The 22,072-nt window shown below is 70.4% G+C and carries 21 protein-coding genes and 1 riboswitch; of the genes, 6 read left to right on the top strand and 15 right to left on the bottom strand.

What is annotated here, in order from left to right; translation table 11 throughout:
* Positions 1 to 22: 22 nt before the first annotated feature.
* The gene (locus AC3ETA_RS43715; protein WP_432198476.1) at positions 23 to 1,819 is read left to right on the top strand and encodes an AMP-dependent synthetase/ligase; all 1,797 of its coding nucleotides are present in this window, start codon (positions 23 to 25) and stop codon (positions 1,817 to 1,819) included.
* Between the two features lie 91 nt (positions 1,820 to 1,910).
* On the opposite strand, the gene AC3ETA_RS43720 is transcribed toward AC3ETA_RS43715, so the two are convergent.
* Positions 1,911 to 3,053, bottom strand: a complete 1,143-nt coding sequence (locus AC3ETA_RS43720; protein WP_432198477.1) for a glycosyltransferase family 4 protein — start codon at positions 3,051 to 3,053, stop codon at positions 1,911 to 1,913.
* Positions 3,054 to 3,173: 120 nt separating this feature from the next.
* Here AC3ETA_RS43720 and AC3ETA_RS43725 point away from each other — a divergent pair, with 120 nt between their 5' ends.
* Entirely contained in the window at positions 3,174 to 4,409 is a 1,236-nt protein-coding gene (locus AC3ETA_RS43725) for a glycosyltransferase 87 family protein (RefSeq protein ID WP_432198478.1), read from the top strand.
* A gap of 16 nt (positions 4,410 to 4,425) precedes the next feature.
* Here AC3ETA_RS43725 and AC3ETA_RS43730 read toward each other — a convergent pair whose 3' ends face one another.
* The 5 genes from AC3ETA_RS43730 to AC3ETA_RS43750 form a co-directional block, all read right to left on the bottom strand.
* Positions 4,426 to 5,619 (bottom strand): hypothetical protein, encoded by a 1,194-nt coding sequence (locus AC3ETA_RS43730; RefSeq protein WP_432198479.1) that lies wholly within the window; start codon positions 5,617 to 5,619, stop codon positions 4,426 to 4,428.
* A 32-nt stretch (positions 5,620 to 5,651) separates the two neighbouring features.
* The gene (locus AC3ETA_RS43735; protein ID WP_432198480.1) at positions 5,652 to 6,665 is read right to left on the bottom strand and encodes a C40 family peptidase; all 1,014 of its coding nucleotides are present in this window, start codon (positions 6,663 to 6,665) and stop codon (positions 5,652 to 5,654) included.
* Positions 6,666 to 7,085: 420 nt separating this feature from the next.
* Positions 7,086 to 8,120 (bottom strand): C40 family peptidase, encoded by a 1,035-nt coding sequence (locus AC3ETA_RS43740; RefSeq protein WP_432198494.1) that lies wholly within the window; start codon positions 8,118 to 8,120, stop codon positions 7,086 to 7,088.
* A gap of 211 nt (positions 8,121 to 8,331) precedes the next feature.
* Positions 8,332 to 9,675 (bottom strand): NYN domain-containing protein, encoded by a 1,344-nt coding sequence (locus tag AC3ETA_RS43745; RefSeq protein WP_432198481.1) that lies wholly within the window; start codon positions 9,673 to 9,675, stop codon positions 8,332 to 8,334.
* Positions 9,676 to 9,715: 40 nt separating this feature from the next.
* The gene (locus AC3ETA_RS43750; protein ID WP_030953300.1) at positions 9,716 to 9,955 is read right to left on the bottom strand and encodes a hypothetical protein; all 240 of its coding nucleotides are present in this window, start codon (positions 9,953 to 9,955) and stop codon (positions 9,716 to 9,718) included.
* Positions 9,956 to 10,118: 163 nt separating this feature from the next.
* On the opposite strand from AC3ETA_RS43750, the gene AC3ETA_RS43755 reads away from it, so the two are divergent.
* The 3 genes from AC3ETA_RS43755 to AC3ETA_RS43765 all read left to right on the top strand — a co-directional run bounded on the left by AC3ETA_RS43755 (position 10,119) and on the right by AC3ETA_RS43765 (position 11,488).
* Positions 10,119 to 10,880 (top strand): rhomboid family intramembrane serine protease, encoded by a 762-nt coding sequence (locus AC3ETA_RS43755; RefSeq protein ID WP_432198482.1) that lies wholly within the window; start codon positions 10,119 to 10,121, stop codon positions 10,878 to 10,880.
* Positions 10,877 to 11,158, top strand: coding sequence for an Lrp/AsnC family transcriptional regulator (locus AC3ETA_RS43760; protein WP_269642305.1), 282 nt, complete (start codon positions 10,877 to 10,879; stop codon positions 11,156 to 11,158). Before AC3ETA_RS43755 ends, AC3ETA_RS43760 begins: the two co-directional genes overlap by 4 nt.
* 63 nt (positions 11,159 to 11,221) lie before the next feature.
* Complete coding sequence (locus AC3ETA_RS43765; RefSeq protein ID WP_432198483.1) at positions 11,222 to 11,488, top strand: small secreted hydrophilic protein; 267 nt, start codon at positions 11,222 to 11,224, stop codon at positions 11,486 to 11,488.
* Positions 11,489 to 11,823: 335 nt separating this feature from the next.
* Here the strand turns inward: AC3ETA_RS43765 and AC3ETA_RS43770 are convergent, their stop codons facing one another.
* The 6 genes from AC3ETA_RS43770 to ctaE form a co-directional block, all read right to left on the bottom strand.
* Complete coding sequence (locus AC3ETA_RS43770) at positions 11,824 to 13,206, bottom strand: aminotransferase class V-fold PLP-dependent enzyme (protein ID WP_432198484.1); 1,383 nt, start codon at positions 13,204 to 13,206, stop codon at positions 11,824 to 11,826.
* Between the two features lie 129 nt (positions 13,207 to 13,335).
* Positions 13,336 to 13,452, bottom strand: a riboswitch (SAM riboswitch).
* Between the two features lie 72 nt (positions 13,453 to 13,524).
* Positions 13,525 to 14,592, bottom strand: coding sequence for an anthranilate phosphoribosyltransferase (trpD, locus tag AC3ETA_RS43775; protein ID WP_432198485.1), 1,068 nt, complete (start codon positions 14,590 to 14,592; stop codon positions 13,525 to 13,527).
* Between the two features lie 140 nt (positions 14,593 to 14,732).
* The gene (gene qcrB / locus AC3ETA_RS43780; protein ID WP_432198486.1) at positions 14,733 to 16,370 is read right to left on the bottom strand and encodes a cytochrome bc1 complex cytochrome b subunit; all 1,638 of its coding nucleotides are present in this window, start codon (positions 16,368 to 16,370) and stop codon (positions 14,733 to 14,735) included.
* Positions 16,367 to 17,416 carry a cytochrome bc1 complex Rieske iron-sulfur subunit gene (qcrA, locus tag AC3ETA_RS43785; RefSeq protein WP_432198487.1) on the bottom strand — a complete coding sequence of 350 codons (1,050 nt, stop codon included), beginning with the start codon at positions 17,414 to 17,416 and terminating at the stop codon, positions 16,367 to 16,369. Before qcrA ends, qcrB begins: the two co-directional genes overlap by 4 nt.
* The gene (gene qcrC, locus AC3ETA_RS43790) at positions 17,413 to 18,225 is read right to left on the bottom strand and encodes a cytochrome bc1 complex diheme cytochrome c subunit (protein ID WP_432198488.1); all 813 of its coding nucleotides are present in this window, start codon (positions 18,223 to 18,225) and stop codon (positions 17,413 to 17,415) included. Before qcrC ends, qcrA begins: the two co-directional genes overlap by 4 nt.
* Before the next feature lie 79 nt (positions 18,226 to 18,304).
* Positions 18,305 to 18,925, bottom strand: a complete 621-nt coding sequence (gene ctaE / locus AC3ETA_RS43795) for an aa3-type cytochrome oxidase subunit III (protein ID WP_380851080.1) — start codon at positions 18,923 to 18,925, stop codon at positions 18,305 to 18,307.
* Between the two features lie 145 nt (positions 18,926 to 19,070).
* Here ctaE and AC3ETA_RS43800 point away from each other — a divergent pair, with 145 nt between their 5' ends.
* Positions 19,071 to 19,472: a response regulator gene (locus AC3ETA_RS43800; protein WP_432198489.1), complete on the top strand. Its 402-nt coding sequence runs from the start codon at positions 19,071 to 19,073 to the stop codon at positions 19,470 to 19,472.
* A 136-nt stretch (positions 19,473 to 19,608) separates the two neighbouring features.
* Here AC3ETA_RS43800 and AC3ETA_RS43805 read toward each other — a convergent pair whose 3' ends face one another.
* The 3 genes from AC3ETA_RS43805 to AC3ETA_RS43815 form a co-directional block, all read right to left on the bottom strand.
* On the bottom strand, positions 19,609 to 20,871 hold the full coding sequence (locus tag AC3ETA_RS43805; protein ID WP_432198490.1) for a L,D-transpeptidase: 1,263 nt from the start codon (positions 20,869 to 20,871) through the stop codon (positions 19,609 to 19,611).
* Positions 20,872 to 21,001: 130 nt separating this feature from the next.
* Positions 21,002 to 21,400 (bottom strand): cytochrome c oxidase subunit 4, encoded by a 399-nt coding sequence (locus AC3ETA_RS43810; RefSeq protein ID WP_432198491.1) that lies wholly within the window; start codon positions 21,398 to 21,400, stop codon positions 21,002 to 21,004.
* A partial coding sequence (locus AC3ETA_RS43815; protein ID WP_432198492.1) for a cytochrome c oxidase subunit I occupies positions 21,397 to 22,072 on the bottom strand: 676 nt, incomplete at its 5' end. The genes AC3ETA_RS43815 and AC3ETA_RS43810, both read right to left, overlap by 4 nt.

Below are 22,072 nucleotides of genomic sequence, written 5' to 3' on the forward strand. Positions count from 1 at the left end.
CGCCCTATGAGGAGCAGCAGTCTTGCGCGAGTTCAGCCTTCCGGCTTTGTACGAGGTCCCTGCGGACGGGAACCTGACCGACATCGTCCGCAGAAACGCCGCGCAGCACCCGGACGTGGCCGTCATCGCCCGCAAGGTGGCAGGTGCCTGGCAGGACGTCTCGGCCACCACGTTCCTCGCGGAGGTGCGCGCGGCCGCGAAGGGGCTCATCGCCGCCGGCGTCCAGCCGGGCGACCGGGTGGGCCTGATGTCCCGCACCCGCTACGAGTGGACGCTGCTCGACTTCGCGATCTGGTCGGCCGGCGCGGTCACCGTGCCGGTGTACGAGACCAGCTCACCGGAGCAGGTGCAGTGGATCCTCGGCGACTCGGGCGCGACCGCCATGATCACGGAGCTGGACGGTCACACCGCCGCCGTCGAGTCGGTGCGCGACCGGCTGCCCGCGCTGAAGCACGTGTGGCAGATCGAGGGCGGCGGCGTCGAGGAGCTGGGCCGGCTCGGCCAGGACATCAGCGACGCGACGGTCGAGGAGCGCAGCTCGCTGGCGAAGGCCGACGACCCGGCGACGATCGTGTACACCTCCGGCACCACCGGCCGCCCCAAGGGCTGCGTGCTGACCCACCGCAGCTTCTTCGCGGAGTGCGGCAACATCGTCGAGCGGCTGCGCCCGCTGTTCCGCACCGGCGAGTGCTCGGTCCTGCTGTTCCTGCCGCTGGCGCACGTCTTCGGGCGCCTGGTGCAGGTCGCGCCGATGATGGCACCGATCAAGCTGGGCACCGTCCCGGACATCAAGAACCTCACCGACGAGCTGGCCTCGTTCCGACCGACGCTGATCCTGGGCGTCCCGCGCGTCTTCGAGAAGGTCTACAACTCGGCGCGCGCCAAGGCCCAGGCCGACGGCAAGGGCAAGATCTTCGACAAGGCCGCGGACACGGCGATCGCCTACAGCCAGGCACTGGACACGCCGTCCGGCCCGCCCGTCGGCCTGAAGATCAAGCACAAGGTCTTCGACAAGCTGGTCTACGGCAAGCTGCGCGCGGTCCTCGGCGGCCGGGGCGAGTACGCCATCTCCGGCGGCGCCCCGCTGGGCGAGCGGCTCGGCCACTTCTTCCGCGGCATCGGCTTCACGGTCCTGGAGGGCTACGGCCTCACCGAGTCGTGCGCTGCGACCGCGTTCAACCCCTGGGACCGGCAGAAGATCGGCACGGTCGGCCAGCCGCTGCCGGGTTCCGTGGTGCGCATCGCGGACGACGGGGAGGTGCTGCTGCACGGCGAGCACCTGTTCAAGGAGTACTGGAACAACCCGGGCGCGACCGAGGAGGCGCTGGCCGACGGCTGGTTCCACACCGGTGACATCGGCACCCTGGACGAGGACGGCTACCTCCGCATCACCGGCCGCAAGAAGGAGATCATCGTCACCGCGGGCGGCAAGAACGTCGCCCCGGCCGTGATCGAGGACCGCATCCGGGCGCACGCCCTGGTCGCGGAGTGCATGGTGGTCGGCGACGGCCGGCCGTTCGTGGGCGCGCTCGTCACCATCGACGAGGAGTTCCTGGAGCGCTGGTGCGCCGACCACGGCAAGCCCGCCGGCTCCACCGCGGCGTCCCTGCGCGAGGACGCCGACCTGCTGGCCGCGATCCAGTCGGCGATCGACGACGGCAACGCCGCGGTGTCGAAGGCGGAGTCGGTGCGCAAGTTCCGCATCCTGCCCGCCCAGTTCACGGAGGACTCGGGCCATCTGACGCCGTCGCTGAAGCTGAAGCGCAACGTCGTGGCGAAGGACTACTCGGACGAGATCGAGGCGATCTACCAGAAGTAGTCCCCCCGGCACACGAGTTCACGGCGCGGATCCTTCACGAGGGCCCGCGCCTTCGTGCGTGCGCCCTCCGGTCAGCTGCCGGGAACGCCCGTCACAGCAGCGCTTCGAGTTTCTCCGCCAGCAGGTCCCAGCGCCACTTCTCCTCGACCCACTCCCGGCCCCGCTCCCCCATTCTGCGGCGCAGTTCGGCGTCGCCGAGAAGGGCGAGGACGCGCTCGGCGGTGTCCGCGGCGGAAGCGCCCCGCACGACCCAGCCCGTCTCCCCGTCGAGCACGGCGTCGGGCGCCCCGCCCGAGTCACCCGCCACGACCGGGAGTCCCGTGGCCGAGGCCTCCAGGTAGACGATCCCGAGGCCCTCGACGTCCAGGCCGCCCCGCCGGGTCCGGCACGGCATCGCGAAGACGTCACCGGCGCCGTAGTGCGCGGGCAGCTCCGCCCAGGGCACCGGGCCGGTGAAGTGGACCGAGCCGGCCACGCCCGTGTCGTGGGCCAGCCTGCGCAGGTCCTTCTCGTACGGCCCGCCGCCGACGATCAGCAGCACGGCCTCCGGCTCGGCGGCCAGGATCCGCGGCAGGGCCCGGATCAGGGTGTCCTGCCCCTTGCGCCGCACCAGCCGGGACACGCACACCACGACCGGCCGGTCCGTCAGCCCGAGCCGCGCGCGCACCTCGTCGCCGCCCGACCCGGGATGGAAGGTCTTCTCGTCGACCCCCGGCGGCAGCTGGACCATCCGGGAGGCCGCCCCGGGTGTCAGGGCGGTCGCGATCCGCGAGCGCGTGTACTCGCCGAGGTAGGTGATCGTGTCGGTCGCCTCCCCGATCCGCCCGAGCAGCTGCCGGGCCGCGGGCAGCTGGGCCCATCCGGCCTCATGGCCGTGGGTCGTGGCCACCAGCCGCCGGGCGCCCGCCCTCCGCAGCGCCGGCGCCATCAGGCCGAGCGGTGCCGCGGCCCCGAACCACACCGACGTGCACCCGTGCTCGCGCAGCAGCCCGACCGCCCGCCGGGTCGCCCCCGGCGTCGGCAGCAGCATCGTCGTACGGTCCCGTACGACCGTGAAGGGCTGCTCGGCGTCGAAGGCGGCCGTGGCCTCGGCACCCTCGTGGCCCCGCTTCCAGGTCGAGGCGTAGACGACGAGGCGCTCCGGGTCGAGCCGCAGCGCCATGTTGTGCAGGAACGCCTGGATACCGCCGGGGCGGGGCGGGAAGTCGTTCGTCACGATCAGGGTCTTGTGCATCGCCGCCGACCTTACCGAAGGGCCCGTTCACAGCCGGGCCCGGCCACGTCGGTGGCCCGCGCACAGCCGGAGGGGACATCATGTTCCATTCAAGGCGGGCACCGAACGGCAGGGGATTTCGTGGAGACGACGGGCACGCGGCGGTCCCTTGCGTGGCTTCTGGGCGTCTGGGGCCTGACCAGGGTCGTCCTGCTGCTCTTCGTGTTCAAGGTGTACGTCTTCCCCGGCCCCGACGTCACCAGCGACGTCTCGGTCATCTACCAGGGCTGGTACGACGTGCTGCGCACCGGCACCTTCCCGCTGGACGACGTCACCTGGCAGTACCCGCCCGCCGGCGCCCTCGCCGTACTCTCCCCCGCGCTGGTCTTCTGGCTGGACTACCCGTCGGCGTTCTTCGTCCTGGCGTTCACCGCCGACCTGGCGGTCCTGCTGCTCCTGCTGAACGCGGGCCTGCGCCCGGGCCTGACCCCGCGCGGCGCCGCGGTGTGGGTGGCGGGCGTACCGCTGCTCGGACCGACCGTGTACGCGCGCTACGACGTGATGGTCACCGCCGTCGCCGTGGCCGCGCTGCTCGCGGGCGCCCGCCGTCCGCGGCTGATGGGGGCCCTGACGGCCTTCGGGGCGATGCTGAAGGTGTGGCCGGTGCTGCTGCTCCTCGCGGCCCGCAGCCGCGCCGCCTGGGCCTGGGCCGCGGTGACCGCCGGTGCGCTGGCGGCGGTGTTCGCGCTCGCCATGCCGGGCGCCTTCGCCTTCCTGACCTTCCAGCGCGACCGCGGCACCGAGGTGGAGTCGCTGGGCGCGCTGGTCTTCCATGTGGCCCGGCAGTACGGCTGGAGCGGCGAGGTGCTGCTGAACTACGGCTCGGTGGAGTTCCTCGGCCCGTACGTCGACGTCGTCAGCACGGCCGCCCTGGGCTTGAGCGGCCTGGCCTTCGGCTGGCTGCTGCTGTGGCGGCTGCGGGCGCGGCGGTTCGAGGCGCACACGCTCGCCGAGGCGGCCTTCGTGGCGGTGCTGATGTTCACGACGACGAGCCGGGTGATCAGCCCGCAGTACATGGTGTGGCTGGTCGGCCTGGCGGCCGTGTGCCTGTGCTTCCGGGAGAGCCGGATGCGGCTCCCGGTCGCCCTGGTCCTCGCGGCGTGCCTGGCCACGGTCCTGGAGTTCCCGCTCTGGTTCTCGCACGTCGTCGCCAGCGACGGCCTCGGCGTCACGCTGCTGTTCCTGCGCAACGGCCTGCTGGTCCTCGCCACCGTCCTCGCGGCCCGCGTGCTCTGGCGCTCGACGGTGACCCGCCCCGCCGCCGTCGCCGTACCCGCGCAGCCCACCCGGCCGAGGGAAACGTCCCTGCCCTCCTGAGCCCCGGCCCGCCGCCTCAGCCCAGCTGTGCCCGCAGATACTCGCCCCACTGGGCCGTGAAGTCCTCCAGCGAGGTCCCGAGCACGTCCTTCATCGCGCCCTCGACCGCCCCGGCCCGCCGCTCGTGGCCGCCCACGGCACGGTAGAACTCGGCGAGTCTGACCTCGCCCCAGCGGTCGGCGATCATGCGGCAGGCCATCCAGCCGCCCTCGTACGCCTGGGCCAGCTCGGTCGCGTCACCGGCGAAGCCGAAGTCCGCGTCCAGCGGGAGGCTTCCGGGCACCCGGCCCTCGGCCACCGCGCGCCGCAGCTCGGGGGCCGCCTGGGCAGGGGAGCGGCCGCTGCCGAGGTAGCCGACCCAGTCGGCGTAGCCCTCGGAGAGCCACAGCGGGGTGGCGGGAGTGGTGTGGGTGCGGGTGGCCACGTGTGTCGTCTCGTGGGTGAGGACGACCTGCTTGCCGGTGTCGCCGAGAACGCCGTACGCGTCGGGGTTGAGGATGATCCGGTCGGCGGGGGCGCCGGCCGGGGCGCCGGTCTCACCGGTGGTGACCGCGGCGATCCCGCGGTAGGAGGACGCGGGCGCGCCGAGCAGCCCCGCCATGTCGGAGAGCGACCCCGGTACGAGGACGACGACGTGCCGGGCCCACTCCGTGCCCCACGCCTGGGCGACCGCCGGCACCGCGTGGTCGGCCAGCGACGCGTAGGACCGCAGCCGGGCGGCGGACTGCCCGACGCCCAGGACGAGGCTGTCCTGCCCGTGTACGGCTCCGACCTCGCCCTGGTCCCACAGCTGCTCGGCGGAGCCCTTGGCGGGCTTGTCCGACTCGACGTACCAGCGCCCCCCGGCGTCCAGGTCCAGGCGCAGGGTGCGGCCGGCCCGGACGGGAGCGCGGTCGTAGCCGCGGACGCGGTAGCGGAGCTCGGCGTCGGCGACGGCGGTGTCGCCGGTGCGGCGCAGCCCGGTCAGGCGGTAGGACCAGTCGGCGAGGGGCATCGCCCGCAGATTGCCGAACCAGCCGCGGGCACCCGTGCGCAGATAGGCGGCCTCGTCACGGTCGAGGACGGCGGTGGCCCGCCGGTCCAGGAGGCTCTGCACCTCGGCGCGGGCGCTGTCGGTGGCGGGCCCTCCGCCGCAGCCCACCAGCCCGATCAGCAGCAGGCAGACGGCGACGACGACTCGTGCTCCCGACGCCCGCCTTCGACCAGCCACTTCCCGATCGTACGGCGGCGGGGGCGCCGACGTCAGACCCTGGTGACCGTCGCCCCGGGGATCATGCCCACCGGGTCGTAGCGCACGGGCGCGCCCGGGTAGGGCGCGTGGATCACCTGGCCGTTGCCCATGTACATCCCGACATGGCTGGCGTCGGAGCGGTAGGTGACGACGTCGCCGGGCCGGGCCTCGGAGAGCGGGACCTGCCGGCCGGCGTACCGCTGGCCCTGCGAGGTGCGCGGCAGGGAGACGCCGGCCTGGGCGTAGGACCACTGGATCAGGCCCGAGCAGTCGAAGCCGGAGGGTCCGTTGGCGCCCCAGATGTACGGCCTGCCCAGCGCCGACCGGGCGGCGGCGACGGCGTCCGCGGCACGGCCCGAGGCCGGGCCGGAACTGCCGAAGTCGGGCAGGTCCGTCCGGCCGCTGCGCGAGGCCCGGTCGTAGGCGGCGCGATCGCTCGCCGTCAGGGAGTTGAGGAGCGTGCGGGCCTCGGCGAGCTTGCGCTCGACGGTCCGCTTGTGACCGGCGACGGCCTTGCGGCTCTTCTCCAGCTCGACGAGCTTCCCGGTGGCCTCGGCGCGCTCCTGGGCGAGTTCGCGCATGGCGTCCTGGAGCTCTTTCAGTTCACCGGCCTGGTGGGCGCTGATGCGGGCGAGCGCGGCGGCCTTGTCGAGGTAGTCCTCGGGGTCGTCGGAGAGCAGCAGGGCGAGGGAGGGGTCGAGGCCGCCGGAGCGGTACTGGGCGCCGGCCAGCGAACCGAGCACGTCCCGCTTGGAGTTGATGTGCTCCTGCTGCCGGGCGATCCGGTCCTGGGCCCGGCCCACCTGCTCACGGAGCGCGTCGGCACGCTCGTCGGCCTTGTTGTAGGCCTCGGTGGCCTTCTCGGCCTCCTCGTAGAGGCGGTCCACCTTGGCCCGGGTGTCGTCCTGTGGCGCGGCCGTGGCCGGAGTGACCCCGAGGGCCGCGGCGGCGGCCGACATGACGCAGAGCGCTGCGTTGGCGCCCCGGTCGAACCCGGGCGATGCAAGGCGACGATGGGACCCCATGGGAAGCCGCTCTCCTCTCATGTGCCGGACGCCACCGGTCTCCCCCGGCGCCGGGGGAAACGCGGCGGACATTGACGCCCTCTCCGGCCCGAAGGCAGGAGATTCTGGTCCGCACCGACTCGCTGATGCCACCTCGGGTTCCTGTTTCACAGGCCGCCGCCATCCCATGAGGGCTGGTCCTACGTGGCCTCCGCAGGCGTGACTTTCCGCCCGTCCGGCGGTAGGTCCGCCAACTTCCGTCGACGAACGCGGTGATGCTAGCCATGCGAGCGGATCGCGACCAACGACCCGTTGCGGGCACACAAAGTGACGCCCCGCCTCTGACGCAGGTCATCGGCGGGGCGTGGGGTCAGGCGGGGGTGCCGCAATTCGCTCGTTCGGGCGGCACCCTGTGTTGATCTTGCGGGCGTCGAGCCGGGATCAGATCCGGACGCCGAACTGGAACGGCATGTTGTTGATCGACTCGTAGCGCACGACCGTGCCGGTGCGCGGGGCGTGCAGGATCTGGCCGTTGCCCGCGTAGAAGCCGACGTGGTGCCGGTCGCCGTAGAAGATGACCAGGTCGCCGACCTTGAGGTCGGACTGGCTGTAGATCTGCGTGCCGGCGGTCGCCTGGGCCTGCGAGGTGCGCGGGATGGAGACGCCGGCCTGGGCGAAGGCCCAGGAGGTCAGGCCCGAGCAGTCGAAGGAGGACGGGCCGGAGGCGCCGTAGACGTAGGGCGAGCCGATGACGCTCTGGGCGGCCTGGAAGGCGGCCATCGCGCGGCCGGAGGCGGCGCCGGTGTTGCCGAGGTTCACCCGCTCGGCGGACGAGCGGCTGGCGCGCTCCTCCTCGGCGGCCATGGCGGCCTTCTCCGCGGCCGTCAGGGTGTTGAGAAGCTTCTGGGCCTCGGCGAGCTTGGCCTGAACCTGCCTCTTCTTCTTGCCCAGTTCGGTGCGGGTGGAGGAGAGGTCCTTGAGCTTCTCGGCGGCCTCGGCGCGCTGCTGGGCGAGCTCGCGCTGCTTCTCCTGGACCTTCTTCAGCGACTCGACCTGCTGAGCGCTGAGCTGGTCCATCGTGGACGCCTTGTCCAGGTAGTCGTCCGGGTCGGACGACAGGAACAGCTGGACGGAGGAGTCGATGCTGCCGGTGCGGTACTGGGCGGCGGCGGCCAGGCCCATGGAGTCGCGCAGCTCGTTCAGGTCTTCCTGACCGCGGGCCACGTTGTCCTGGATGGTGGAGATCTCCTTCTGGAGCTTCCCCTGCTTCTCCTTGGCCCCGTTGTACTCCTCGGTGGCGTGCTCCGCCTCCTCGTAGAGCTTGTCGACCTTGGCCTTGACCTCGTCCTTGCTCGGCTTCTCGCTTGGGGCGGCGTTGGCCGCCTGCGAACTGATGGCCACGGCTGCAGCCGCCGCGGTGGTGAGCACGGTCACGCGCGCTCGGCTCGGCTGCTTCGGTCGACGGTGGGACGCCACTGAGGTGAAACCCTTCTTGTGAGTGATCACCCGCTCGGAGGTTCGACGCCAGACCCTAGTGACCCTCCTGTGATCAGATCAAATCCTCACAAGAAAAATCTCGTCACACACTGCATTCTTTACACACAACTCACATGGTGTGATGCGCGATTGACACTACGTTGCGCGACGGTCCACCCAATTCGGGCATTACCCCTGCACGTTGCGCGATTCAGGACAGTCGCTTCAGAAGCACCGCAGAAGCCACCGGGCGCGCGCCGGCGCGCGCCACGCCGTCGGCGACCTCGCGGTCGGTGGAGGCGACGATGACCGGACGACCGGGCGGCTCGGCGCGCACCAGCTGGCGGATCAGTTCGTCGGCGGTCACGCCGGGCTTGGAGAACAGCACCCGCACGCCGCGTGGCGGCGCGAGCAGCACCGGCGCGGCCAGCTCGGCCCCGTCGAAGACACAGGTCACCTCGGCGCCGGTCTGTGCGGCGAGCTGCGAGAGCTGGCCCAGCAGCCGCAGCCGCTGCTTCTCCAGCGGCATCTGGGGATAGCCGGTCTTGGTGACGTTGTAGCCGTCGACCACCAAGTGGGCCTGCGGCAGGGCGAGAAGCTGGTCGAGGATCGCGGGGTCGTTCTCGGACAGGGCCCGCGCGGCGATGTCCTTCGGGGTCATTCGTCCGGGTTCGACCGCGTCCACGGTCTCGGCGGGGCGCACCGAGACCGGCGGCAACGCCAGCTCCCGGCGCAGTCCTTGGGTGGCGTCCAGCAGGGTGTCCAGAAGCAGCCGGACGCGCATGTCCTCGACACTGCGCCCCTCGCGTGCCGCTCTGCGCGTGCCCTCCAGGGCGGCCTCGGCCTCCCCGAGCCGCGCCTTGAGCCGCCGGGTCTCGCTCTCGGCCGCGGAGACCTGCGCCTGCCCCTCGGCCCGCACGGTCTCGATCTCGCCCTGCACCTTGCGCAGGGCGGCCTCGCCGCGCTTGACGTCACTGAGGGCGGAGCGCAGCTTCCGGTGAAGTGATTCGGCTTCCTTCTTGGCCGCGTCCAGCTCGGTGCGCAGCCGCTCGGCCTCGTCCCGGGTGTGCTCCCGGGCGTGGGCCAGCTCCTCGCGCAGCCGCTCCAGCTCGGCGCGGGTCTCTTCGTCGGCGCGCTCGGCGTCGGCCCGCTGGGCCTCCTCGCCGGCCGCCGTGACCAGCTTGACCCAGCCGGTGGGCCGCAGAACATAGGCCGCGGCCGCCACGTCGAGCGGATCCGCGGCCGGAGGCGCCGAACCTGAGTCGAGAGCGCCGGTGAGCTCCGGCTGGACCTCTCTGAGCTTCTCGCCGATGCGCTGGCGGAACAGCGGATCGGTCTCCAGCGCGGCGGCCATCGCGTTGCCGGCGAACTTGGCCCGCCGGTTCGGCGCGAATCTGGCGTACTGGCGAAGCTGCGCGGGCAGTTCGCCGACGGTCAGCCCGCCGAAGCCGTCGGAGACGATCTGGACGACCTTGCGCCGCACGCCGTCGGGCAGCGGACGGTCGAGCACCTCGGCGGCGCCGTCGCCCGGCCCCCCGCCTTGTGTCTCCACCATCCGTCACACCTCGATATCCGTGCGGGGCCGTCCCCGATCGTCAGGAGCCGGCGCCCGGCCTGTCCACGAGTTCCACCTTGTCCACCGCGTTGCACCAGCGGCAGCGCACCGACTCGATCGTCTCACTGAGCACCTCGCGCTCCTCGACCTTCGGCTCGCCGGCCAGATCGAGGTGCAGGTACTCCACGACCTTGGACGAACGCGTCACGTCGAAGCGGGTGAGGTTGCCACAGAGGGTGCAACGCCACCGCGTCGTGTCGGTCGGCAGGGGAACCGTCATCGTGACTGCGCTCTTTTCTCTAGGCCTTCTATTGTCGGCCACGCGCCGCACTGCGGTGCGTGTGGCTCGTAACCCTACGGCCTGGCGGGTACTCGCCGCCCGTCCGTCCGCGGCGGCGAGGCGGTCTGTGCGACTGCGTCCGGTTACGTCATGCTCTGTGTTCATGATCGGCAACTGGAGCGTGGCGCATTTCCGGGCTCGGTTCGGCAGGGCCGCGGGACGCTCGGCCCTCGCGTCGCCGGCGCCGGTGACGCACGGGCTGATCACCCTGTGCTGCCTGCTCTTCCTGCTGAGCCCGGCGGCGGGACTCAATCCGGCCTACGGCGCCGGCGAGGAGCTGATCGCCGCGCAGCAGGCCTATTTCCATCGCTGGGGCGTGGTGCCCGCGGAGCTGTTCGAGGGCGCGCCCCGGGCCGTCCTCACTCCCGCGACGGCCCTGTTCGTGCACGGCAGCTGGGTGCACCTGCTCGGCAACATGCTCTTCCTCTACGTCTTCGGCGCGATGACCGAGGGGCGGATGGGCCGCGTCCAGTTCACACTGTTCTACCTCGGCTGCGGCTATCTGGCCCTGCTGGGCTACGCCGCCGCCAACGACGACTCCACCCAGTCCCTGGTCGGCGCGTCCGGGGCGATCTCGGCCGTCCTCGGCGCGTTCCTCTTCCTCTTCCCCGGAGCGCGGGTGACAAGCCTGCTGCCGTTCCTGCTCTTCCTGCCGCTGCGCTTCCCGGCCTGGGTCGTGCTGCCCTTCTGGGCGGCCCTGCAGTGGGTGGCGGCGGGGCGGGCGACGCAGGGGCCCGGGGTGGCGTATCTGGCGCACCTGGTGGGGTTCGGGCTGGGCTTCGGCTACGCGTGGGCCCGGTTCGGGCGGCCTACTAGAGTGAAAGCCGCCCCAGCTCCGGCCCCCGAGGGAGAGAACCAGCCGTGATCACCGCGATCGTCCTGATCAAGACCAGCGTGGACCGGATCCCCGAGATCGCGGAGCGGATCGCTTCGCTGGAGAACGTGACCGAGGTCTTCTCCGTCACCGGCACCTACGACCTGATCGCCATGGTCCGGGTGAAGGAGCACGAGGAGCTCGCCGAGGTCATCCCGGGCCGGATCAGCAAGATCCCCGGCGTCGAGGGCACGGACACGCACGTGGCGTTCCGCACCTACTCCCAGCACGACATCGAGGCCGCCTTCGCCATCGGCCTGGACAGCTGACACCAGGGGCCGCCGCTCAGGACGAGGAGCTTCATCCCGGGCTCGTCCTGAACGCCGGGCGCGGTGGGCGGGACCGCCCGCACGGCCCTCTCGCACGGGACCGCGGCCCTCACCGCCGTCGTGGCGATCCCGCTCGCCGTCGCCGCGACCAGCTTCGCCCTCACCTACCAGCCGAGGGCGCCCGAGGTGCCGCCCAGGGTGGAGCCGGACAGCGGCTCCCCCACGCCGACGCCGAGCGACGAGGTCGTCTCCCGGCCGCCGGTGACCGACAGCCCCGCGAGTGACGACGGTGACGACGCCTCCGACGAAGACCTCGGTGAAGACCGCTGAGCGCTCCGCCGGGCAGCGGCGCCGGGTCGTCGGTCGACCGCGGGTTCGTGGTGGCTGGCCGCACAGTTCCCCGCGCCCCTGCGGGACGCGGCTGACACGCCCCGGCTCCGGGCGCCGGCGGCCTCCACACGGGTCCGGGGCACGCTCGACCGGCTCTCCGGCGAGATCCGCTGGGCGAAGGTCGCCGTCGCGCGGGCGGGCGGCGAGACGGAGGCCGCGTTCTTCGTGGCGTTCCACCCCGTGCGCCAACAGGCCGCGGTGATCGAGGAGTTCCGCATCCTGCTCGCCGTCTCCGGCGTCGCCCCCATGATCCCGCCGGGCGTCCGGCTACCGGCTCACGCGGAGGTGTCCGGCACGCAACGGCCGTCCTCGGTGCGGTAGTTCCACTTCGCGCCGTTGGTCACGAGCTCCTTCACGGCGTTCACGAACCGCTCGACGTGCTCGTCCGGCGTACCGGCACCGAAGCTGACGCGGATGGCGTTGAGGGACTTCTCGCCGGGTGCCGCCTCCGGGGCGCCGCACTCGCCCTGGGCCTGCGGGTCGCTGCCGAGCAGGGTGCGGACCAGCGGGTGGGCGCAGAACAGGCCGTCCCGGACGCCGATGCCGTACTCGGCGGAGAGGGCGGCGGCGAAGTGGGAGCTGTTCCAGCCCGCGACGACGAAGGAGAGCACGCCGACGCGGGCGGCGTCGTCGCCGAAGAGGGAGAGGACCCGGACCTCGGGCACCTCCGCGAGGCCGGCCCGCACCTTCTCGATCAGGTACTGCTCACGGGCGACGAGCTCGTCGAAACCGGCCTCGGTGAGCGCCTTGCAGGCGGAGGCGATGGAGTAGGCGCCGATGACGTTCGGGGAGCCCGCCTCGTGCCGGGCGGCGCTGTCGTGCCACTCGACGTCGACCCCGCCGTCCTCACGCCGGGACACCTTGCGGCTGGCGCCACCGCCCGCGAGGTACGGCTCCGCCGCGCGCAGCCAGTCGGAGCGGCCGGCCAGGACACCGGAGCCGAAGGGGGCGTACAGCTTGTGGCCGGAGAAGGCGATCCAGTCGACGTCCAGGTCACGGACGCTGACCGCGTGGTGCGGGGCCAGCTGGGCGGCGTCCAGGACGATCCGGGCGCCGTGGGCGTGCGCGGCGGCGGCGAGCTCGCGCACCGGCCACAGCTCGCCGGTGACGTTCGAGGCGCCGGTGACGCAGACCAGGGCCGGGCCGTGGCCCCCGTCGATCGACACGGCGCGGTCGGCGAGGGCGCGCTCCAGGTTCTCGACGGCCTCGCGGTGGGTGCGCGGGGCGTTGAGGTAGGTGACGCGGGCGTCGCGCCAGGGCAGCAGGGAGGCGTGGTGCTCGGTCTCGAAGACGAAGACCTGGCAGTCGGCGGGGAGGGCGGCGGCGAGGAGGTTCAGCGAGTCGGTGGTGGACCGGGTGAAGACGACCTGGTCGTCGTCGCGGCAGTCGAGGAACTCGCCGACCGTCCGGCGGGCGTTCTCGAACAGGTCGGTGGAGAGCTGGGAGAGGTAGCCGGCCCCGCGGTGGACGCTGCCGTAGTACGGCGCGTAGGCGGCCACGTCGTCCCAGACGCGCTGCAGGGCGGGGGCGCTGGCGGCGTAGTCCAGCGCGGCGTAGGTGACTTCGCCGCCGGTGACGAGCGGGACGGTGACATCCCGTCCCAGAACGGGCAGCGGGGAACAAAGGGTCTGGACGGAGGCAGCGGTGGAGACAGACATGACGGAACTCCCGTGAGAGCAAAGAAGAAAGTGAAGGTGGGTGCGCGGAGGCGGGGCTCGGCGGCCCTATCGCATTCGCTTGCTCACGGAAGACTCCCTCGAACGACCAGGACCCCTGGTTTCGAGAGGGGCCCGCGCTTGCCGTAGACCTCGCTGCCTACGGCCTGGTCTTCACCCGGGGCACCCCGCCACGGACGGAGGGTTGCCGGACAGTCGGCCGGGGCCTCATGACTGTCACTCATGACCTGGTACAGGAACGTACGCGAGATGATCGTCGTCCCGCAACCCGTGTCCGGATCGCGGGACGACGTCACGCACTCACTGGGCGTTGCTCGCGGCGACCCACCGCTCCAGCGTCCGCTTCGCGGACCCCGAGTCGATGGACTCCGCCGCCTTCGCCATACCGGCCCGGATCTGCTCCGTCAGCGGCCCGTCGCCGGGCTCCAGCGCCACCAGCGCCGCCGCCGAGTTCAGCAGTACGGCGTCCCGCACCGGCCCCGTCTCGCCGTCCAGCAGGCGCCGGGCGACCTCGGCGTTGTAGGACGCGTCGGCGCCGCGCAGCGCCTCCACGGGCACGAGTTCGATGCCGACGTCGCGCGGGTCGAAGGCCTCCTCGGTCACCTTGCCGTCGCGTACCACCCACACCCGCGAGGTGGCGGTGGTCGTCAGCTCGTCGAGGCCGTCGTCGCCGCGGAACACCAGCGAGGAGTTGCCGCGTTCGGCGAAGACGCCCGCGACGATCGGCGCCATGCGCGGATCGGCGACGCCGACCGCCTGGGCCCGCACCTTGGCGGGATTGGTCAGCGGACCGAGCACGTTGAAGGTCGTCCGGATGCCCAACTGCCCGCGCGCCGCGGCCACATGGCGCAGCGACGGGTGGAACTTCACCGCGAAGCAGAAGGTGATCCCGGCCTGCTCGGCGACCTGTGCCACCCGGTTGACGGGCAGCTCCAGATTGACGCCGAGCTTCTCCAGCACGTCCGAGGCGCCCGACGCCGACGACGCGGCCCGGTTGCCGTGCTTGACGACCTTCGCGCCGGTGCCCGCGATGACGATCGCCGACATCGTGGAGATGTTGACGGTCTTCGCGCCGTCGCCGCCCGTGCCGACGATGTCGACGGTCGGCCCCGGCACCTCGATCACGTTCGCGTGCTCGTACATCGTCCGGACCAGTCCGGTGATCTCCTGCACCGTCTCGCCCTTGGCCCGCAGCGCCACCACGAACCCGGCGATCTGCGCGTCCGTCGCCTCGCCGCGCATGATCAGGTCCATCGCCCACGCGGTGTCGTCGGCGGACAGGTCCCGGCCGTCCAGCAGGCCGTTCAGCAGCAGGGGCCAGGAGCGGCCCGCCGCGGTGTCGCCTCCAGCGGGGGTCACAGCGCTCATAAGCCGCTCCAGGTTCAGGCGTCCCGCACTACGGGACGCGAGTCTCAACGAGTCCACCCTATCCAGCCCCGGGACGCGGAGAAGGGCCCCGTCCGAAGATCGGACGGGGCCCTTCTGCCGTGGCGTGGCGTGCGCAGCGATCAGTGGTGGCCGTGGCCGCTCGTGATCTCCTTGTACTCCTCGACGGTCGGCTTGGGGATCTGGCCGTCCTCGCCGTAGTAGGACCTGCTGAGCTTGGCGCGCAGCTTCTCGGAGCCCTTCACCTTGCGCTCGACGCCGTTCTCGTCGACCGCCGGGCCGATCCGGGCCGGCTCGTACTGCTCGTGCGCGGTGAGCGTGTACAGCGCGTCCTGGCTGAGCGGCTCGTGGACCTCGATGAACTCACCGTGCGGCAGGCGCTTGATGATGCCCGACTCGCGGCCGTGCAGCACCTTGTCCTTGTCCCGGCGCTGGAGGCCGAGGCAGATGCGCTTGGTGACGATGAACGCGAGGACCGGTCCGGCGAAGAAGCTGATCCGTACGAACCAGGTGACGGCGTTGATCGACAGGTGGAAGTGGGTGGCCCACAGGTCGTTGCCACCGCCGACCAGACCGATCATGTACACCGTGATCCAGGCGACGCCGAACGCCGTACGCGTCGGGGCGTTGCGCGGGCGGTCCAGGATGTGGTGCTCGCGCTTGTCGCCGGTGACCCAGGACTCGATGAACGGGTAGAGCGCGATCGCCCCCAGGACCAGGCCGAAGAGCACCAGCGGGATGAACACGCCGAGGACCAGCGTGTGACCCCAGAAGTTGACCTCCCAGCCCGGCATGTACCGGACCAGACCCTCGGCGAAGCCCATGTACCAGTCGGGCTGGGCGCCCGTGGAGACCATGTCCGGCCGGTAGGGACCGATGGCCCAGACCGGGTTGATCTGCGCGACCGCCGCGATCACCGCGATGACACCGAAGACCAGGAAGAAGAAGCCTCCGGCCTTGGCCATGTAGACCGGCAGCAGCGGCATGCCGACGACGTTCTTGTTGCTCTTCCCGGGACCCGCGAACTGCGTGTGCTTGTGGTAGAAGACCAGGATCAGGTGGCCGACCACCAGACCGAGCATGATGCCCGGCAGCAGCAGGATGTGGATCGAGTAGAAGCGGGCGACGAAGTCGACGCCCGGGAACTCGCCGCCGAAGAGGAAGAACGAGATGTACGTGCCGACGATCGGCATGGACAGGATCGCGCCCTCGGTGAAGCGGACACCGGTTCCGGAGAGCAGGTCGTCCGGGAGCGAGTAGCCGGTGAAACCGGTGAACATGCCCAGGACGAACAGCAGGAAGCCGAACAGCCAGTTGATCTCACGCGGCTTGCGGAACGCGCCCGTGAAGAACACGCGCATCATGTGCACGAACATGCCCGCGAGGAAGATCAGCGCGGCCCAGTGGTGGATCTGCCGGATGAGCAGACCACCGCGCACGTCGAAGGAGATGTGCAGCGTGGAGCTGAACGCCTCCGACATGAGCTGTCCCTGGAGCGGGACGTAGGAGCCGTGGTACTCCACCTCGTTCATCGACGGGTGGAAGAACAGCGTCAGGTACACACCCGTGAGGATGATGATGATGAAGCTGTAGAGGCAGACCTCACCCAGCATGAACGACCAGTGGTCGGGGAAGATCTTGCGCATGTTGGCCTTGGCCAGGGAGTAGATCCCCAGCCGGCCGTCGGCCCAGTCGGCGACGCGCTCGCCGGCCGGTGCCTTCCCGCGAGAGCGGGACTCGGTGGTCTCTGTAGTGCTCATCCGCGCTCCCAGAATGCAGGACCGACGGGCTCCGTGAAGTCGCCGAGCGCCTCAAGGTAACCCTCGTCGTTCACCCCGATGCGCAGCTGCGGCAAGGGGTGACCGGCCGGGCCGAAGATGACCTTGGCACCGTCGGCGAGGTCGAAGGTGGACTGGTGGCAGGGGCAGAGCGCGTGGTGCGTCTGCTGCTCGTACAGGGAGATCGGGCAACCGACGTGGGTGCAGATCTTCGAGTACGCGACGATGCCCTGGTAGGACCAGTCGAGTTCCTGCTTGTCCTTGATGTCGTCCGGCTGGAGCCGGACGATCATCAGAGCCGCCTTGGCGATCTCGTTCTGGAAGTCGTGGTCGTGCTCCTCCAGGCCCTCCGGCTTGGCGAAGGTGAGGGAGCCGACCGCGACGTCCGCGGGACGCAGCGGCTCGTTGGTGTTCATGTTCACGAGCAGCTTGCCCTTGGACCACAGGGTGTGGCGCAGCTTGGTCCCGGGCAGCGGGCCGAGGTCACGCAGCAGGACGACGCCGGAGAGCGGGAACAGGGCGAGCGCACCGAACATCGTGTTGCGGATCAGCTTGCGCCGACCCAGCGCCGACTCCTTGGCGCCCTGCTTGAAGTCGGCCATGACCTTGGCCTTGACCTCGGGCTCCGCGGCGATCGGGTGCCGCTCGTCCGCGACCTCCTCGTCGGACATCAGGGTGCGGGCCCAGTGGACCGCGCCCGCGCCGATGCAGAAGAGCGCCGCGCCGAGGGTCAGACCCAGCGCGAAGTTTAGCGCGTTGAGGTGACCGATCGGGAAGACGAAGATCGACTTGTCGTGCGGGATCGCCACGTAGGAGGCGATGAAGCCCACGGTGGCGAGCATCGAGACCGTGAACAGCAGGGCGACCGTGCGCTCGGACCGCTTGGCGGCCCGCTCGTCGATGTCCTGGATCCGGTGCTCGTGGGGCGGCAGGCCGGGGTCGGCGAAGGGGTGCTTCTCGTCCGCTACCGCCACGGTGGCGTCCTGCTCAGCGGGCAGGTTCTCTTCTGGAATGTCTTGGCTACTCATGACTTCTTGGCCTTTGCGGTCCGAGCGGCGACCCAGATGGCGACCGCGATCAGGGCACCGAGACCGAAGATCCAGGAGAAGAGACCCTCGCTGACCGGCCCGAGGCCGCCCAGCTCCAGGCCGCCCGGATTGACCGTCTCGTCACTGTTGACCGCGTGGAGGTACGCGATGATGTCCTTCTTGTTCTGCTCCGACAGCGTGGTGTCGGGGAAGGACGGCATGTTCTGCGGGCCGGTCTGCATGGCCTCGTAGATGTGCTTGGGGTCGACACCCTCGAGGCTCGGGGCGTACTTGCCCTTCGTCAGCGCGCCGCCCTTGCCGGTGAAGTTGTGGCACTGGGCGCAGTTGTTGCGGAAGAGCTCACCGCCCTTGGCGATGTCCGCACCTTCCGGTCCGTACTGCTCCTCGGTGGGGACGGACGGACCCGCACCCAGAGAGGCGATGAACGCGGCGAGCTGGTCGATCTCGGCCTGCGAGTAGATGTTCTTCTTCGCCGGGACCTGGGCGCCCTGGGAGGTGGCGGCCGGCATACGGCCCGTCGACACCTGGAAGTCGACGGCGGCAGCGCCGACGCCCACCAGGCTCGGGCCGTCGGAGGTGCCCTCACCATTGGTTCCGTGGCAGCTGGCGCAGCCGACGGTGTAGAGCTTCTTGCCCTCCTCGATGGTGAGGGACTGGGCGGTTTCCTCGGCCTGCGCCTTGTCCGCGGGAGCGAACACGGCGTACAGCCCCCCCGTGCACGCCAGCGCGAGGAGTAGGACGACGACTGCCGCCAGCGGATGGCGTCGTCGTGCGGAGAGCTTTTTCACGGATTACCCCGGTGTCAGGATCTTCTGCGTCGATGCTTCTGTTAGGTGCGTTGTGGAACGCGCGCGGGATCGGGCCCGGCTACTTGATCATGTAGATCGTGGCGAAGAGGCCGATCCAGACGACATCGACGAAGTGCCAGTAGTAGGACACGACGATCGCGGCGGTCGCCTGCTCGTGCGTGAACCTCCGGGCCGCATAGGTACGGCCGAGGACCAGCAGGAAGGCGATGAGTCCGCCCGTCACATGCAGTCCGTGGAAGCCGGTGGTCAGGTAGAAGACCGAGCCGTACGGGTCGGACGAGAGCGAGATGCCCTCGTGCCGGACCAGCTCGGTGTACTCGTACACCTGACCGCCGATGAAGATCGCACCCATGATGAAGGTGACGATGAACCAGCCCCGGAGCTTCTTCACGTCACCGCGCTCGGCGGCGAAGACGCCGAGCTGGCAGGTGAGGGAGGAGAGCACCAGGATCGTGGTGTTCGTCGCCGAGAACGGGAAGTTCAAGGCCTCGGCCTTCTCACTCCAGAACTCGGGTCCCGTCACCGATCGCAGGGTGAAGTACATCGCGAAGAGGGCCGCGAAGAACATCAGCTCGGAACTCAGCCAGATGATGGTTCCGACGCTGGTGAGGTTCGGCCGGTTGACCGACGGGTGCGCGTGCCCGGTTTCTACTGTCGTTGCTGTCGCCACGACCGACATTATGTCGGTCGCTTATCCCGCCCTCACTCCGGGGGGTGCCGTTCGGAGTGTCTTGGCCGTTCGTACCGGTGTTGACGTGGTGTTCAAGGGAGTAGCATCCGCCGCATCGGGTCTTTCCGTACGACACTTACGTCTCGGAGGAAGCATGCAGCCGACCGCCACGGTGCTGGTCTACAGCGACGACTCCAACACCCGCGAGCAGGTGCGGCTGGCGACCGGGCGAAGGCCCGCTCCGGACGTCCCCGTGGTCGAGTTCGTGGAGTGCGCGACCCCCGCAGCAGTCGTCAGGGAGCTGGACAGGGGCGGGATCGACGTCTGCGTCCTGGACGGCGAGGCCGTGCCGATGGGCGGCATGGGGGTCTGCCGGCAGATCAAGGACGAGGTGTTCAACTGCCCGCCGGTGCTGCTGCTCATCGGGCGGCCGCAGGACGCGTGGCTGGCCACGTGGAGCCGTGCCGAGGCGGCTGTGACGCTGCCTGTGGAGCCTGTGGAGTTCGCGGAGGCGTTGGCGGGCCTGCTGCGCACGAAGAGGCTGCAGAGCGCGTAGGGGGCTGCCGGGCGCCGAAGGATTCGGGGGCGCGGCTCCGTGGGCGGCTGCGGGTCCGCTGCGGCCGGTCGCGCCCGCGTGGCGGAGCCGCATGTCGATACCGCCCCGCGCCCCTTGAGGGCCCCGGCCGTCCTGCCTAGACGCTCTGCGGCCGCAGCCGTGCGCGTTCCGCGGGGCTCGGGCCGTCCGGTGTGCCGGCCACCAGGGCGCTGCCGTTGCGCCATTTCTTCCAGTCCAGGTTCCAGTCGCCGAAGCCGTTGCCGAACGGCTCCATCGTGTTGCCGTACGAGTTCACGACCTTGACGATGTCGCCCTCGCGGACGTTGTCGAAGAACCACTCGGCGTTGGCGGTGCTCATGCCGGTGCAGCCGTGGCTGACGTTGGCGTAACCCTGGGAGCCGACCGACCAGGGGGCTGCGTGCACGTATTCGCCGCTCCAGGTCACCCTGGTGGCGTAGTAGACCGGCAGGTCGTAGGACTCGGAGGAGCCCTCGGCTATGCCGATGCTGGTTCCGCGCATCCGTACGAAGTACTCCTTGCCCAGGACCACCTTGACGCCGTTGCGGGTCTCGAAGCCGGGCTTGCCCGTCGTCACGGGTATGGACCGCACCTCCTCGCCGTTGCGGTAGAGCGTCAGCTGGTGGGTGGAGGCGTCCGTGACGGCTATGACCTGGTCGCCGATGGTGACCTTCAGGGGCTTGCCCTTGCCGCCCCGGAGACGGTCGCTGATCCTGACGCCCTCCAGGTCGCTGCGGGCCTGGACGGTGGCGCCGGCGGGCCAGTACTCCTTGGGCCGGTAGTGGAGCTTCTTGTCGTCCACCCAGTGCCAGTTGCCCTCCACCGCGGGGACGGAGTCGACCCGCAGGGCCCGCTCGACTATGGCCCGCTGGTTCTTGTCCTTGACGGGCCGGCTCAGTTCGGCGGTGATGGGCTGGCCGACGCCGTACTTGCCCGCCTTGGGCCCGAACGTCACCGTCAGGTGCTTCTTGCTGGCCGGCTTGCTGGTGTCGAAGGTGAGGACCTTGCGGCCGGGGGCGCCGTCCTCGTCCTCGGTGCTCACGCGGACCGTGTAGCGGGCGTCGGCGGCCAGCGGGGAGGTGCTGTGCCACCTGGTGCCGTCGGCGGAGAGTTCGCCCGTCACATAGCGCCCTGCGGCGTCCTTGGCGGTGACGTCGGTGATCCGTCCGTCGGAGTCCTCCGCGGTGATCTCCAGGGGCTTGTCGGGGTCGGCCTTCTCGCCGTCGCCCGAGGGGCCGTTGAAGGCGATCTGGTCGGCCGCGTCGTACGGCTCCGCGGACAGCGGATTGCCGTCGTTGCTGCATGCGGCGGCGCTCGCGCCGAGTGCTGTCAGCAGGAGCGTGCAGCCTATGACGGTGCTCTTGCTCGGTGTTTTGCTCATGGCCTCACGCTAGGAAGCGGCGTCGGCGGCGGCGCGCCGGAGGACACGTACGGGTGACATGCGTTGCGGCAGAAGAAGGAGCCCGGACCCTCCTGGCGGAGTGTCCGGGCTCCTGTGAGCTCAGCTTGTGCTACTGGGTGCGGTTCTCACCGCGGTAGTACTCGAAGACCCAGCCCCAGAGACCGACGAGGATCAGCGGGGCCGAGAAGTACAGCAGCCACCAGCCGACCGCGATCGCCAGGAAGGCGAGCGCGCCGCCGATCCCGAGGGAGAGCGGCTGCCAGCTGTGCGGGCTGAAGAACCCGACCTCACCGGCGTCGTCCGCGACGTCCGCTTCCTTGTTGTCCTGCGCACCCGCGTCGACCCGCCGGGCGGTGAAGCCCAGGTAGAAGCCGATCATGATGCACAGACCGAAGGCCAGGAAGAGGGCCGTGGTACCGGCCGGCTCCTTCGACCAGACGCCATAGACAACCGCCATGGCGAGGACGAAGACGCTCAGCCACATGAACATCCTGCCCTGGATCTTCACTTGCCGGCCTCCTTGCCACCAGCCAGAGCCTTGTCACCGTGAGGCGCGTTCTCGAGCTGGTCGAGGGCCGCGATCTCAGGGTGATGCAGGTCGAACGCCGGGGATTCGGAACGGATCCGCGGCAGAGTGAGGAAGTTGTGCCGCGGCGGCGGGCAGGACGTCGCCCACTCCAGCGAGCGGCCGTAGCCCCACGGGTCGTCGACTTCGATCTTCTTGCCGTACTTGGCGGTCTTCCACACGTTGTAGAAGAACGGCAGCAGCGACGCGCCGAGCACGAACGAGCTGATCGTCGAGATCGTGTTCAGGGCGGTGAAGCCGTCCTGCGCCAGGTAGTCGGCGTAACGACGCGGCATGCCCTCGGCGCCCAGCCAGTGCTGGACCAGGAAGGTGCCGTGGAAGCCGACGAACAGCGTCCAGAAGGTCATCTTGCCGAGCCGCTCGTCGAGCATCTTGCCCGTGAACTTCGGCCACCAGAAGTGGAAGCCGGAGAACATCGCGAACACGACGGTGCCGAAGACGACGTAGTGGAAGTGCGCCACCACGAAGTACGAGTCGGACACGTGGAAGTCCATCGGCGGCGAGGCCAGGATGACACCCGTCAGACCACCGAAGGTGAAGGTGATGAGGAAGCCGACGGCCCAGAGCATCGGTGTCTCGAAGGACAACGAGCCC

It is taken from the genome of Streptomyces sp. bgisy027 (assembly GCF_057710365.1).

Bases quoted from the DNA above. Each gene is read 5' to 3' on its own strand.
- AC3ETA_RS43745 (WP_432198481.1), bottom strand. From the start codon at position 9,675: ATGGTGGAGACACAAGGCGGGGGGCCGGGCGACGGCGCCGCCGAGGTG.
- AC3ETA_RS43750 (WP_030953300.1), bottom strand. From the start codon at position 9,955: ATGACGGTTCCCCTGCCGACCGACACGACGCGGTGGCGTTGCACCCTC.
- qcrA (WP_432198487.1), bottom strand. From the start codon at position 17,416: ATGAGTAGCCAAGACATTCCAGAAGAGAACCTGCCCGCTGAGCAGGAC.
- AC3ETA_RS43770 (WP_432198484.1), bottom strand. From the start codon at position 13,206: ATGTCTGTCTCCACCGCTGCCTCCGTCCAGACCCTTTGTTCCCCGCTG.
- AC3ETA_RS43800 (WP_432198489.1), top strand. From the start codon at position 19,071: ATGCAGCCGACCGCCACGGTGCTGGTCTACAGCGACGACTCCAACACC.
- AC3ETA_RS43735 (WP_432198480.1), bottom strand. From the start codon at position 6,665: ATGGGGTCCCATCGTCGCCTTGCATCGCCCGGGTTCGACCGGGGCGCC.
- trpD (WP_432198485.1), bottom strand. From the start codon at position 14,592: ATGAGCGCTGTGACCCCCGCTGGAGGCGACACCGCGGCGGGCCGCTCC.
- AC3ETA_RS43720 (WP_432198477.1), bottom strand. From the start codon at position 3,053: ATGCACAAGACCCTGATCGTGACGAACGACTTCCCGCCCCGCCCCGGC.
- ctaE (WP_380851080.1), bottom strand. From the start codon at position 18,925: ATGTCGGTCGTGGCGACAGCAACGACAGTAGAAACCGGGCACGCGCAC.
- qcrB (WP_432198486.1), bottom strand. From the start codon at position 16,370: ATGAGCACTACAGAGACCACCGAGTCCCGCTCTCGCGGGAAGGCACCG.
- AC3ETA_RS43755 (WP_432198482.1), top strand. From the start codon at position 10,119: ATGATCGGCAACTGGAGCGTGGCGCATTTCCGGGCTCGGTTCGGCAGG.
- AC3ETA_RS43805 (WP_432198490.1), bottom strand. From the start codon at position 20,871: ATGAGCAAAACACCGAGCAAGAGCACCGTCATAGGCTGCACGCTCCTG.